This window comes from Duncaniella dubosii, from assembly GCF_004803915.1.
Taxonomy (GTDB): Bacteria; Bacteroidota; Bacteroidia; order Bacteroidales; family Muribaculaceae; genus Duncaniella; species Duncaniella dubosii.
In genome coordinates, this window is the sequence record NZ_CP039396.1 from 987,915 (window position 1) to 1,000,320 (window position 12,406).

Sequence of the window (12,406 nt, forward strand, 5' to 3'; positions counted from 1 at the left end):
CTTCGTACTTAACACTTTGTACTTTGTACTTAAAACCGTCCCCACTTGACAATCTCGTCAAGCTCCTTGCGCTTCTTGGCGGGAACTTCGACTCCCTCAGCCGGATAGCCGAGCGGAATAATAGCGACCGGCTCTACGCCTTCGGGCAGACCGAAAGCCTCGGCAATCGCCTTGGGATCGAAATTGCAGACCCAGCAAGTCCCGAGACCGAGCGAGGTGGCGGCCAGACAGAGATGCTCGACGGCTATCGAGACATCGACATCAGTGTGATCCTTGCCGTCGCAGCCTCGGTGCCAAGCCTCGTCATGGATGCCGCATGCGACGATAAATTCCGGAGCGGTGCGTATCCACTCGCGGTCATAGCTGCTCAGGATAGCCGCGCGCTGCTCGTCGGAATCAGCCACAAGGAATTTCCACGGCTGACGGTTGCAGGCCGACGGCGCGAGGCGCACGATGTCAAGGACGGTAAGCACAGTGTCGCGCTCAACCTTGCGGTCGGAATAGGCGCGGCATGAATAGCGCTGCTCGCAAAGGCGATATAATTGGGGATATGCGTTTGATTTCATGAGAATATATGTAATTCTGTATTTTTTTGAATGTTTGATTAAAGCCGAGACACACGGTCTTTGCGGCGACTCACCGTCGTGTCAGAGTTCGCTCTTGATTTCATAGTGATTGCGCCCCGGGGCGTTACGGACAATCAGCTCGCCGATAAACCCAGTCAGAAACAGCATCGTGCCTAATATCATCATCGTCAGAGCGAGATAGAAATAGGGAGAATCCGTGACAAGGATGTAGGGATTGCCGTGATACATGTCCCAGAGCTTGCCGAAACCGACCACCATGACGGCGATAAAGCCGACTATGAACATGAGCGAGCCCAGAAGACCGAAGAAGTGCATCGGCTTAGCCCCGAACTTCCCGGTGAACCATAAGGTTGCAAGGTCGAGATAGCCGTTGACAAAACGGTCGAGGCCAAACTTCGTCGTTCCGTATTTACGCGCCTGATGATGGACCTCCTTCTCCCCGATGCGGTTGAAACCTGCATTCTTGGCAAGATAGGGAATATAGCGGTGCATGTCGCCGTAGACCTCGATATGCTTCACCACCTCAAGGCGGTAAGCCTTCAGACCGCAGTTGAAGTCGTGCAGATTCTTTATGCCGCTCACCTTGCGTGCGGTCGCGTTGAATAGCTTGGTGGGGATTGTCTTCGACAGCGGGTCGTAGCGCTTGCGCTTCCATCCCGACACGAGGTCGTAGCCGTCGCGCATAATCATCCTGTAAAGCTCGGGGATTTCGTCGGGCGAATCCTGAAGGTCGGCGTCCATCGTGATTACTACGTCGCCTTTCGCAGCCTTGAAACCGGTGTTGAGAGCCGGCGACTTGCCATAGTTGCGTCTGAACGAAATCCCGTGCATTCCCGGATTCTTGGCGCAAAGCTTCTCTATCACCTTCCAAGAGTCGTCGGTGCTTCCGTCGTCGACAAAAATCACTTCGTATGTGAAGTCGTGGTCAGCCATGACACGTTCAATCCATGCCGCAAGCTCCGGAAGCGACTCGGCTTCATTGTAAAGGGGTATGACCACTGATATATCCATAAGTCCGTGGGATTGGGGTTATTGTGATTTGTAGTAGTGAATGTGTCGTTTGCAAATGAAGTATCCGTGCCGGAAGAGGCATCGGCCATTTATTCGTCCGCACCGTCGATCCGTCCGCGACGCTGGCGCTGCAGCTTGTGGCGCAGGGCAATGAGAGCGCTGATGACAATCGACAGAATCGAACCGCTGACAATCGCCGCCATGATAATCTCGCTCACGATTGCGATCGGCGAGGGGATGAAATTGGCCTCGATCATCTGGGCGGCTATCCCGCCGGCCTCTTCGAGCGCCGTCCCGGGCGCGTTCTTGCCAAGCTCTATCAGCCCCTGCAGCTGCCCCATGATGAAATCAGGCTCGATCCACTTCATGTAGACCACAAGCAGAGCGCCCGAAATGAGGATTCCGCAGACAAACACCACCACTCCGAGCATCCACATCATCGGGAAAGTGGCACACTCCTGAAGTTCCTTGTCGTAGCGCCTGATGAACACATAGATTACTGCAGGCACACATACAACCATCACAAGCGACAAAAGGCCGAGCAACGGAAGAGCGGAGGCGAAAATGGAGCTGAAAAACATCAGCGACAGGTAAAGGCCGAAAATGAAGCCGAAATCGGCACCACGGCGATAGGGAGAGGTTATTATATTCTGATTTGCTGTCATGGGAATTAGAAATGAACCGGGGCGCTCCCGAAAAACACCCGCCGGGGAAGGAAATCGGCCGCGACAGGCCGTCCCGACAAGCTCCGAAGTCGCTCACGACTTGCAAAGTTAGGTATTTTTTGGCACTTTTTCAAGAAAGTTGTAACTTTGTACTTCAATGAAATCAATTCGCATACCACATCTCTTCCACTGCCTGCTGATCCTGCTCGCATCCTGCATGATGGGCGGATGCCGTATCAGCTACAAACTCAACGGTGCAGCCATCGACTACACCGTCTACAAGACCATCTACGTATCAAACTTCCCCATCCGCGCTGCGCTCGTCTATCCGCCTCTACAGCAGACGTTTGAAAACGAACTGCTCGACTATATCTCGCGCAACACCCGTCTGCGCACCGTCGACACCCCCAACGCCGACCTGCAGCTCGAAGGCGAGATCACAGGCTACAACCTCTCCCCCAGGCCGTCACCGAAAACGCATACGCCTCACGCACCCGCCTGACCATTCAGGTCAAGATCCGCTACATCGACAACAAGGCCGAAGGCAAGGACATCGACCAGACGTTCAGCGCCTACCACGACTTCGACAGCTCCGAAATGCTCACCGACGTGCAGGACCAGCTCTGCAACGAAATCTCCAAAGAACTTGTCGACCTGATCTTCAACGCCACTCTCGGCGACTGGTAACACCCGCCACCAGCACTTAATACTTGATACTTGTCACTTAATACTTGACACCTAACCCCCTTCATCCTTTTCCAAGAGCCATGAACGAACCGCTAAGCCATTATCTTCGCACCCTTTCCGACCCGGAAATACCGGTCGGGCTTTCCGACGTGGAACGGCTGATGAAGGAATATCCGTTTTTCACCCTTCCGGCTCTCACCCTCATGCAGCGCGAAGGCAACGCTCTTCCGGCCGAAACCCGCAGCCGGCTGCTCGGACAGATAGCGCTCAACGCTCCCGACCCCGCAGCTTTCGCCGCGCTCTCCGACAGCCGTCGCGACACGTGGCTAAACTTCTATCCGCCCGAAAAGAAAGCCCCGGTGACGACCGAGAATGCCATCGACACCTTCCTCAACACCTACGGACACTCATCGCCCGAAGAAGACAGACTGCTCGAACGTCTCATCTTCAACCCGACCGCCGACTACTCAGCGGTTCTCGAACGCGAAGAGCCACTCCCTACCCCCTCAGCCGATCCAACAGACCCGCAGACAGCCCTCATCGACAGCTTCATCATGAAACAGCAGGGAGCATCGCCCGCAGCCACGTCAGCCGAGGATGACACCAAGGCTTCCACGCCTCCCTCCGAAAGCCCCGAACCCGCCGGCAACGACACTCCCCCCGGCCTGTCCCTCCCGCTGCTCAGCCAACCGGCATCAAGCCCCCTTCAGACATCGCCGTCAACAGCGGACAGACAGCCTCTCCGCCGCCGGCCGCCACTCCGTCCGACCACCCGACAGCCGTCCACGAAACCGCCTCGGACACCTCTCTAAGTGAAAGTCTTGCAAAAATCTACATCCGCCGTCGCCGTTACGACAAGGCTTTTGAAATTATTCACGGTTTGAGCTTGAATAATCCAAAAAAAAGTGTTTACTTTGCAGACCAATTGCGTTTTCTGCGTAAATTGATGCTCAATTCGAGCTTAAGCGAACAAAATAAACCATCAAATTAACTATGTATATTTTATTGATTATCCTGACGCTCATCTGCGCAGTGCTCCTGATTTGCGTAGTGCTCGTTCAGAAGTCCAAAGGCGGAGGCCTTTCGTCATCGTTTGCAGGTTCAAACCAGATCATGGGTGTGCGCCGCACCAACAGCTTCATCGAGAAACTCACATGGGGTCTCGCCGGAGCCATCTGCCTCCTCTCCATTCTTGCAACATTCTCTATGCCCAAGGCCATCAACGCCAATTCGTCACGCGTAAACGCCGCTCCCGCCGAGCAGGTTATTCCCGGTGATTTCAACACTGCAGCTCCTGAAGCCGCTCCCGCAGCGACTCCCGCTCCCGCTGCCACTGAAACTCCCGCCGAAGCTCCCGCACAGGCATCTGACTCTGAGACTCCCACCGAATAATCAACCCACAGCCGGATTCCTATCCACACCGAAGGGTTAATCTCATACACATAGCCTGCTCTGACACATCAACAACGTCGGCGCAGGCTTTAGTTGTTGATATAAGTAGCTCCGGGATGCCCCGGATGCCCCTCTCCGACAACCAAAACCTCATACCGTCACAAAATACATTGCAATCGGCATGAAAGATTTTTTCCAGCTCCTGATGAGGTTCGTGCCACCCTACAGGAAGTATCTTTTTCTCAATATATTATTCAATTTCCTCGCCGCCTTTCTGACCCTTTTTTCTTTCGCCCTCATAATCCCGATTCTGGAGATGCTATTCAAGGTGAAAGAAGCCTCTTATGAATTCATGCCGCTCGGCTCTGCCTCGCTGAAAGACGTGGCAATCAACAACTTCTACTGGCTCACACAGGAGTGCATAGTCAACTGGGGACCGGTCGGGACACTTGTCCTGCTTTCGGTCATGCTCGTCATCATGACCGCCCTCAAGACCGGGGCGACCTACGCGAGCCTATATTACGTGATTCCGATGCGTGCGGGAATCGTCCGCGACATCCGCAACTTCGTCTACGATAAAATCGTCTCGCTGCCGATAGCCTATTTCACCTCCGAGCGCAAAGGCGACGTGATGGCACGTATGACAGGCGACGTCGCCGAGATTGAAAACTCCATCATGTCGTCGCTCGACATGCTCTTCAAAAATCCCGTGATGATCATCGTGTGCCTCTCAGGCATGATCATGATTTCATGGCAGCTCACCATCTTCGTGCTTGTCCTTCTCCCGATAGCCGGAACAGTCATGGGGCGCGTCGGCAAAAGGCTGAAACGCAAGTCGCTTCAGGGACAGCAGCAGTGGGGCACAATCATGAGCTACATCGAGGAAACCCTCGGCGGTCTGCGCATCATCAAGGCTTTCAATGCCGAAGACAAGGTAAAGCAGCGTTTCCGCGACGGCAACCAGCGATTTTTCAACATCACCGCATCAGTGCAGCGCCGCCAGTCACTCGCCCACCCAATGAGCGAGCTGCTCGGCACAATCACCGTGGCCATTGTCCTCAGCTTCGGCGGCATGCTGATTCTCTCGGGCAAGACAAGCCTGACCGCGCCTGAATTCATATATTACATGGTGATTTTCTACAGCATCATCAATCCCGCAAAGGACCTGTCGAAAGCTGTCTACAGCATTCAGAAGGGTCTCGCGGCGATGGAGCGTGTCGATGCCATCCTTGCCGCCACAAATCCCATCACCGACCCTGTCGCGCCTAAGGAAATCAAGAACCTCAAGGGACATATCACCTACCGCGACGTGACCTTCGGCTACGATCCTGAAAGCCCGTGGTCAGAAAAATCGACCTTGACATCCCGGCCGGAAGCACCGTGGCGCTCGTCGGACAGAGCGGAAGCGGCAAATCGACCCTCGCCGACCTTCTACCCCGCTTCTACGACATCGACCGTGGCAGCATCACGGTCGACGGATGTGACATCCGAGACCTCCGCGTCCACGAACTGCGAAGCTACATGGGCAATGTCAATCAGGAAGCGATACTCTTCAACGACACTATTTTCAACAACATATCCTTCGGTGTCAAGAACGCCACAAGAGAGCAGGTCATCGAGGCGGCCAAAATCGCCAATGCCCACGAATTCATCCTCGCCACCGAGCAGGGCTACGACACCAACATCGGTGACCGAGGCTGCCGTCTGTCGGGCGGTCAGCGCCAGCGCCTCTCCATTGCCAGAGCAATCCTCAAGAACCCCCCGATACTCATTCTCGACGAGGCGACCTCGGCTCTCGACAGCGAAAGCGAGAAGTCTGTACAGGAGGCACTCGAACGCCTCATGAAAGACCGCACAACGCTCGTCATCGCCCACCGCCTGTCGACCATCCGCAACGCCGACCTCATCTGCGTGCTCCACGAAGGAGAGATTGTCGAGCGCGGCACTCACGACGAGCTTTTCGCTCTCAACGGCTACTATACCCGACTTGTCGAAATGCAGTCGATGAACTGACATTCCGTCAATGAAACATCTGCAAAATAGCACCCAAACGACAGCATTTCTTGACAATTTGTTTGAAATTCAATAAAAAGTGTGTATATTTGCCATAAATTGTCAATCTAAGCATCTTCATTGTTTGAGCACAGAACATAAGGAATAATGGAAAAAATAGACAACTTAGACCGCAAGATATTAGAAATCGTCATGCGCAACGCGCGCATTGCCTCGAAAGATGTCGCTCAGGAATGCGGAGTCTCACGAGCGGCCATCCATCAGCGCATCCAGCGCATGATAGACCTCAATGTCATCACCGGCTCAGGATATCTCGTCGACCCTAAAGTCCTTGGCTATCGGACATGCACATATATCGGAGTCAACCTCGAACGCGGAGCTATGTACCGCGAGGTCGTCCCCCAGCTCGAAAAAGTCCCCGAAGTCGTCGAATGTCACTATACGACAGGTCCTTACTCGATGCTTATCAAGCTTTTCGCCCGCGACAACGAGCATCTGATGGAGCTTCTCAACGACAAAATCCAGATGATTCCCGGAGTCGTGGGAACCGAGACCCTCATATCGCTCGACCACAGTATCAGCCGGGTGCTCCCGGTAACTTACGACGACTGAGCCGTCGGTCATCCGGCCATCCACACGACAAAGCGCCGGAGTCCTCCGTCCCCTCTTCTTCCCTTAAATTTTCCTACCTGACAGCATGAGACACATTATTCCCCTCTTTGCCTTGACCGTCGCGCTCGGAGCGACGGCCGAGCGGATTTGAATTGACAATGACTGGCGTTTCGCCTTCGGCCACACCGACCCCGCGCGGGACTACGGATCAGGCACTGAATATTTCAACTACCTTACAAAAGCTGCATCGGTCCACAACATAGGTCCTTATGCCATGAAGTTCAACGACTCGACATGGACCGAAGTCGACCTCCCGCATGACTTTGTGGCCGACCTGCCATTTGCACGCGAGGCAAGCCACAGCCACGGCTACAAGACCGTCGGCTACAAATATCCCGAAACTTCCGTCGGGTGGTATCGCAAGGTACTTCCCGTGGCCGCCGAGGACTCCGTGATGCGTCTGTCGCTCGTTTTCGACGGAATATTCCGCGACAGCCGGGTGTGGTTCAACGGCTTCTATCTCGGAGGCGAACCGAGCGGCTACACACAGCAGACCTACGACATCACACCTTATGTCAACTGGGGCGGCGACAATGTGATTGCCGTCGGTTCGGATGCCACTCTCGAAGAAGGATGGTTCTATGAAGGCGGAGGCATCTACCGCCACGCATGGCTCGACCGCAAAGCACCCCGCCACATAGCCGACAACTCCATCGCGACATCCTTTGTCGACGGCCCGAATTCGGCTGTCACCGTCAGCGGGCGCATAGCCAACCGCCTCTACGGAGTCGATCCCGCCGACAATGAGACTTGGACCCTTAACGCCGTCCTCATCGACCCGCAGGGGAATAAGGCTGCTGAAAAAACAATCGACATCACCGGCCAGCTGCGCCGGATGATTGACCGCGACCGCAACCACCCCTCGGTGATAATGTGGAGCGTCGGCAATGAGGAGTGGGGTGTCGAATGGGATGAGAAAGGCCGTCGCATCGTCAGTGAGCTGCGCGACGTCTGCCACCGTCTCGACCCTACGCGCCCTATGACCGTGGCCACAAGCGGAGGCCCGATGCCGATAATTCCGGCCGATGTGGCGGGCTACAACTACATAATGCAGAACCCTGTCGAAAAATACCGCGCCGAATATCCGGCCCGCTGCGCCTACGGCTCGGAAGAGACATCGGGCTGCGGGACTCGCGGTGTCTATTTCGACGACCGTGAAAACGGACGAATGGCCTCGCTCAACCGCATTCCCGACAGTCGCGACAGCTGTCTCAACCGCATCGAGCGCGGATGGCGCTTCTATGCCGACCGCCCGTGGCTCGCCGGACTCTTCTATTGGACCGGATTTGACTACCGCGGCGAGCCTAACCCGCTCGAATATCCCGCGACCGGCTCTGAATTCGGTCTGCTCGACTACTGCGGTTTCCCGAAGGACGAGGCTTGGTATCTCAAATCGTGGTGGACCGACGAACCCGTGCTGTACGTCTTCCCCACTGGAATCTCGAAGGACACGAGGGCGAGACCATCGACCTCTGGGTTTACTCCAACATGGATGAAGTCGAACTGATTGTCAACGGCAAGAATCTCGGGCGCAAGACCATGCCCCGCAACGGCCATCTGTCATGGCCGGCCGTCTACCGTCCCGGCTCGGTTGAAGCCCGAGGCTACCGGAACGGCCGCCGGGTAATGACACGCAAGGTCGAGACCACCGGTCAGGCAGTCCGCGCCATCCCTGACTATGCCTATTCCAAAGATGGCATCCAGATCATCAACGTCAGTCTCGTCGACTCCAAAGGCCGCACCGTCCCCACAGCCTGCAACCCCGTCACCATCACCTACGGCAATCCCGGAGCCACCCCGGACAGGACTGCGGCATACGCCTGCTCGGCGCAGGCAACGGCGACCCGGCTTTCCGTGGCATCGAACGCCCCGCCCCCGGATCAAATCCGGCATCATTCACAATCCCAGCCTTCAACGGCCACGCCCAGTTCATCATCCACAACCCTCACTCCTGTCCCGTCTCAATCACCTTGAGCGACACGACATCAACAGACGACTAATTTATCACCATCTTCTTAATTCGTTATGTCCGAAATCTTCATCAGACGATATTATCAGGAAGAAAATATCATGTATTACCTCCATTTTATCGGAGAAGAAGCTGTGCGTCAGCTCGAAATACATACCGGCAAACGTCTCCGCTACACTACCGAACACCCGTATGACGATGACGGCGGCTTATACGACCAAGATTTCTCCGACGTCGAATGGCCGGCCGACTCATTCATTACCCGCGAGGAATTCGAAACCGAGTGGAATAAATAATCATTAAAATTACGAATAAATGTCTACCTTTGCGGATGGTCACTCTGAATGACCGTCCGCAGCTCTTATTCACCACATCACAAATGACAAACCGACAACTTATCACCATAGTTCTTGCGCTGTTATGGCTCTTGCCGGCCTCTGCATCAGAGCGTACCGGCAGTTCCGCAGCAGACAGCAACACCTCAGCGTCACAGCTACCCGGCAGCACACCCGAAGCCGACCCTGCCATCATCCGCCCCGTCTTTGCAGCCTATACCGCCGAATTCGGGTCAGGCCATCTCGCCGACACCTACCTCAGCCCCATAAAATACACCGGATGGCACGCCGGGCTTGACTACCAGCGCTATCAGGCTATGCGTTTCGACCCCGAACACTGGACCATGCGCCTCCACTTCAACCTCGGGCTCGACAAGACCGACAATCCCGCACGCAACGCCACGATGTGGAGCGCCATGCTCAACGCCGACTGGGGCATGATGCGGAAGTTCCGTCCCTTCACCCCCGACCTCACCCTCGCCGTCGGCGGCTCGACCGGCATCGAGGCCGGATGTCTCTATAACGCACGCAACGGCAACAACCCTGCCTCAGCCAAGGCCGCATGGACCGTCAACCTGACCGGCTACGCCTCATGGCGCACAAAACTGTGGCGGTTGCCGGTGACACTCACATATCAGCCGACCCTCCCCGTCGCAGGAACATTTTTCGCCCCGGACTACGGCGAGCTTTACTATGAAATCTATCTCGGCGACCACAAGGGACTCGCCCACGCCGCATGGTGGGGCAACTATTTCAAGCTCGACAACCAGCTGACCGCCGACCTCCACCTCGGATCGACCAACCTGCGCCTCGGCTACCACGGCGCAATCTTCTCGTCGAAAATCAATCATGTGGTGACCCACATCTTCACCCACGCCTTCACCGTAGGTGTGAGCGGCGAGTGGATTTCGGTCAATCCGCGAAAGGGCATTCCCGCCAAATGCCGGATGATAAACGCCTTATATTAATCTGAATCCGTCACCCCTGTCACACGCAAAACAATGACCCGACTCATAAACGCACTATCAGCTCTCTCACTGCTTGCAATCACCATCCTCTCAGCTTCGTGTCACCCCATCGAGGAGTATGCCGACGATCCGCAAGGCAATTTCGAAGCCCTCTGGACCATCATCGACGAACACTACTGTTTCCTTGACGAAAAAGGCATTGACTGGGATGCCGTCCATGACACATACGCCTGCCGGATAGGCCCGGAGATGACACGCGAGGAACTCTTCATCGTCTGCGCCGACATGCTCGACGAGCTGAAAGACGGCCACGTCAATCTCTCAGCGCCCTTCAACACCTCCTACTACCGCAAATGGTGGAGCGACTATCCGCAGAATTTCTCCGAACGGCTCATCGAAGAGTCGTATTTCAACTTCAACTACCGTCAGACGGGAGGCATGAAGTTCGGCATACTCTCAGAAAACATCGGCTACATCTACTATTCGTCGTTCTCCAACCCCGTCGGCGAAGGCAACCTCGACAATGTGCTTTATTTCCTGAAAAACACTCAGGGACTGATTATCGACGTGCGCGACAACGGCGGCGGCAACCTGACCAACGTCGAGACCCTCGTCAGCCGTTTCATCACGCGTCCCACAGTCGTCGGATATATCTCCCACAAGACAGGGCCCGGCCACAACGACTTCTCCGAACCGTTTGAAATCGAATACAAGCCCGCTGCCGAGGGACGCATCCGCTGGGGAAAACCGGTCATCGTGCTCGCAAACCGCTCGACCTTCTCGGCTGCCAACAATTTCGTGTCAGTCATGAAGCTGCTCCCGGAGTACGAGTTGTCGGAGCTACCACAGGCGGAGGATCGGGCATGCCCTACTCATCAGAGCTTCCGTGTGGTTGGTCAGTGCGCTTCTCGGCCTGTTCGATGCTCGACGCAGAGCGCCGTAGCACCGAATACGGCGTCGAACCCACCGAAGGCTGCGCAGTCGACATGAATCCGCTCGAAGCCCTCTCAGGCAAAGACACCATACTCGAATTTGCCATCGCCCTCCTCCAGAATCCATAACTTTACCCATTCATCAATTCTTTAGAGGAGTATCGATATACAATGTTGATACTCCGTGTTTAGTTCAAAGTAAACTTTATCGGAATTCTGCTTGTTAATTCAACAGAAATCCGTTATCTTTGCATAGTTTCTATCCCTCCTTCAACCCGATCGGAAATGGCTGAATTTTATCTTTGCCCTGTCGATGACATCGATAACCAGAAATATGATTTCTATCTGCTCTACATTGACGGACGAAATTTCTTTGAGGACTTTGTGAAGTCACTCAGACAGAAATCCGAACTTGATGAGATGGATACAATCATGGCCCTTATGGATAAGGTCGACAACAACAATCTGCCGACATCAAAATACAGGCATATAACCGGTGGGAAATATGACAGAAAAGATGTGTGGGAGTTCAAGTCAAAACATCTGAGAATCTATACTCTTAAAATCCCGCCGGACTACTATATAGTCCTTGGCGGCTATAAGAAGGGGCAGGAAAAAGACATTGCCAAGATATTCAGACATTTTAATAATATTCCTGATGAAATTCCAATCAGGGATGATGACGAAAACGACAATGAAGCTCAACAAGAACAGAAATAAATATGATTCGCCCGCTTACTGGACGCAACTCATCCAGCTTTCGCTCCAAGATAACATCAGACATTATCTTGAAGAAAAACATCTGACGCAATCTGAGTTTGCTGAACGGCTTGGAGTGTCGAAAGGCTACATTTCCCAAATACTTAACGGCGATTTTGACCATAAACTCTCCAAACTCACCCAGCTGGCTCTTGCCTGCGAGATGGTGCCGCGCATAGAATTCGTCCCGAAGCAGCACAGCCGCGAAGTCGCCTACGAAAGCTATATCCGCCCTGCCGACTGGAAACATTGCACCACCTATACCCGAAAGCTGAACTTTCACACCGTCCGGCCTCAAAATGCGAAATACACAGAACTTCCCGGATCTAAAACTCTCCGTTCTGCCGTCATATTTGATGGAGGAAACAACTGGACAGAATCTCAATCTCCGATAACCATAGATAAGATTGCCTGAT

The 12,406-nt window shown here is 54.4% G+C and carries 14 protein-coding genes and 2 pseudogenes; 13 read left to right on the plus strand and 3 right to left on the minus strand.

Annotation, left to right across the window (positions count from 1 at the left end):
* Positions 1-29: 29 nt before the first annotated feature.
* From E7747_RS04290 to E7747_RS04300, 3 genes are all read right to left on the minus strand, one after another.
* Positions 30-566 (minus strand): nitroreductase family protein, encoded by a 537-nt coding sequence (locus E7747_RS04290; protein ID WP_136414332.1) that lies wholly within the window; start codon positions 564-566, stop codon positions 30-32.
* An 81-nt stretch (positions 567-647) separates the two neighbouring features.
* Positions 648-1,598, minus strand: coding sequence for a glycosyltransferase family 2 protein (locus E7747_RS04295; RefSeq protein ID WP_136414334.1), 951 nt, complete (start codon positions 1,596-1,598; stop codon positions 648-650).
* A gap of 89 nt (positions 1,599-1,687) precedes the next feature.
* A complete protein-coding gene (locus tag E7747_RS04300) occupies positions 1,688-2,263 on the minus strand; it encodes a DUF4199 domain-containing protein (RefSeq protein ID WP_136414336.1) in 576 nt (191 codons plus the stop codon).
* 157 nt (positions 2,264-2,420) lie between these two features.
* Here E7747_RS04300 and E7747_RS17225 point away from each other — a divergent pair, with 157 nt between their 5' ends.
* The 13 genes and pseudogenes from E7747_RS17225 to E7747_RS04360 all read left to right on the plus strand — a co-directional run bounded on the left by E7747_RS17225 (position 2,421) and on the right by E7747_RS04360 (position 12,405).
* The gene (locus E7747_RS17225; RefSeq protein ID WP_262710062.1) at positions 2,421-2,765 is read left to right on the plus strand and encodes an LptE family protein; all 345 of its coding nucleotides are present in this window, start codon (positions 2,421-2,423) and stop codon (positions 2,763-2,765) included.
* A 14-nt stretch (positions 2,766-2,779) separates the two neighbouring features.
* Complete coding sequence (locus E7747_RS17230; protein ID WP_262710068.1) at positions 2,780-2,950, plus strand: hypothetical protein; 171 nt, start codon at positions 2,780-2,782, stop codon at positions 2,948-2,950.
* 80 nt (positions 2,951-3,030) lie between these two features.
* Positions 3,031-3,762 (plus strand): hypothetical protein, encoded by a 732-nt coding sequence (locus tag E7747_RS04310; RefSeq protein ID WP_136414337.1) that lies wholly within the window; start codon positions 3,031-3,033, stop codon positions 3,760-3,762.
* 181 nt (positions 3,763-3,943) lie between these two features.
* Positions 3,944-4,342, plus strand: coding sequence for a preprotein translocase subunit SecG (secG, locus tag E7747_RS04315; protein WP_136414339.1), 399 nt, complete (start codon positions 3,944-3,946; stop codon positions 4,340-4,342).
* A 181-nt stretch (positions 4,343-4,523) separates the two neighbouring features.
* Positions 4,524-6,355 (plus strand): annotated as a pseudogene (locus tag E7747_RS04320) (ABC transporter ATP-binding protein).
* Between the two features lie 147 nt (positions 6,356-6,502).
* On the plus strand, positions 6,503-6,967 hold the full coding sequence (locus tag E7747_RS04325) for an Lrp/AsnC family transcriptional regulator (RefSeq protein ID WP_123615675.1): 465 nt from the start codon (positions 6,503-6,505) through the stop codon (positions 6,965-6,967).
* Between the two features lie 274 nt (positions 6,968-7,241).
* The gene (locus E7747_RS16900; protein WP_228449255.1) at positions 7,242-8,534 is read left to right on the plus strand and encodes a glycoside hydrolase family 2 TIM barrel-domain containing protein; all 1,293 of its coding nucleotides are present in this window, start codon (positions 7,242-7,244) and stop codon (positions 8,532-8,534) included.
* A complete protein-coding gene (locus E7747_RS16905; RefSeq protein ID WP_262710063.1) occupies positions 8,516-9,001 on the plus strand; it encodes a DUF4982 domain-containing protein in 486 nt (161 codons plus the stop codon). Before E7747_RS16900 ends, E7747_RS16905 begins: the two co-directional genes overlap by 19 nt.
* A gap of 51 nt (positions 9,002-9,052) precedes the next feature.
* A complete protein-coding gene (locus E7747_RS04340; RefSeq protein WP_136414341.1) occupies positions 9,053-9,292 on the plus strand; it encodes a hypothetical protein in 240 nt (79 codons plus the stop codon).
* A gap of 35 nt (positions 9,293-9,327) precedes the next feature.
* Entirely contained in the window at positions 9,328-10,299 is a 972-nt protein-coding gene (locus E7747_RS04345) for a DUF3316 domain-containing protein (protein WP_136414343.1), read from the plus strand.
* 33 nt (positions 10,300-10,332) lie between these two features.
* Positions 10,333-11,360, plus strand: a pseudogene (locus E7747_RS04350) (S41 family peptidase).
* A gap of 156 nt (positions 11,361-11,516) precedes the next feature.
* The gene (locus tag E7747_RS04355; RefSeq protein ID WP_136414345.1) at positions 11,517-11,951 is read left to right on the plus strand and encodes a hypothetical protein; all 435 of its coding nucleotides are present in this window, start codon (positions 11,517-11,519) and stop codon (positions 11,949-11,951) included.
* Complete coding sequence (locus E7747_RS04360) at positions 11,926-12,405, plus strand: helix-turn-helix domain-containing protein (RefSeq protein WP_168185228.1); 480 nt, start codon at positions 11,926-11,928, stop codon at positions 12,403-12,405. Before E7747_RS04355 ends, E7747_RS04360 begins: the two co-directional genes overlap by 26 nt.
* The last annotated feature ends 1 nt before the right edge of the window (position 12,406 follow it).

What these genes read in the sequence shown, in the direction of transcription:
- E7747_RS04290 (WP_136414332.1), bottom strand. Translation starts at nt 566, where the DNA reads ATGAAATCAAACGCATATCCCCAATTATATCGCCTTTGCGAGCAGCGC.
- E7747_RS04295 (WP_136414334.1), bottom strand. Translation starts at nt 1,598, where the DNA reads ATGGATATATCAGTGGTCATACCCCTTTACAATGAAGCCGAGTCGCTT.
- E7747_RS04300 (WP_136414336.1), bottom strand. Translation starts at nt 2,263, where the DNA reads ATGACAGCAAATCAGAATATAATAACCTCTCCCTATCGCCGTGGTGCC.
- E7747_RS17225 (WP_262710062.1), top strand. Translation starts at nt 2,421, where the DNA reads ATGAAATCAATTCGCATACCACATCTCTTCCACTGCCTGCTGATCCTG.
- E7747_RS04310 (WP_136414337.1), top strand. Translation starts at nt 3,031, where the DNA reads ATGAACGAACCGCTAAGCCATTATCTTCGCACCCTTTCCGACCCGGAA.
- secG (WP_136414339.1), top strand. Translation starts at nt 3,944, where the DNA reads ATGTATATTTTATTGATTATCCTGACGCTCATCTGCGCAGTGCTCCTG.
- E7747_RS04325 (WP_123615675.1), top strand. Translation starts at nt 6,503, where the DNA reads ATGGAAAAAATAGACAACTTAGACCGCAAGATATTAGAAATCGTCATG.
- E7747_RS16900 (WP_228449255.1), top strand. Translation starts at nt 7,242, where the DNA reads ATGAAGTTCAACGACTCGACATGGACCGAAGTCGACCTCCCGCATGAC.
- E7747_RS16905 (WP_262710063.1), top strand. Translation starts at nt 8,516, where the DNA reads ATGGATGAAGTCGAACTGATTGTCAACGGCAAGAATCTCGGGCGCAAG.
- E7747_RS04340 (WP_136414341.1), top strand. Translation starts at nt 9,053, where the DNA reads ATGTCCGAAATCTTCATCAGACGATATTATCAGGAAGAAAATATCATG.
- E7747_RS04345 (WP_136414343.1), top strand. Translation starts at nt 9,328, where the DNA reads ATGGTCACTCTGAATGACCGTCCGCAGCTCTTATTCACCACATCACAA.
- E7747_RS04355 (WP_136414345.1), top strand. Translation starts at nt 11,517, where the DNA reads ATGGCTGAATTTTATCTTTGCCCTGTCGATGACATCGATAACCAGAAA.
- E7747_RS04360 (WP_168185228.1), top strand. Translation starts at nt 11,926, where the DNA reads ATGAAGCTCAACAAGAACAGAAATAAATATGATTCGCCCGCTTACTGG.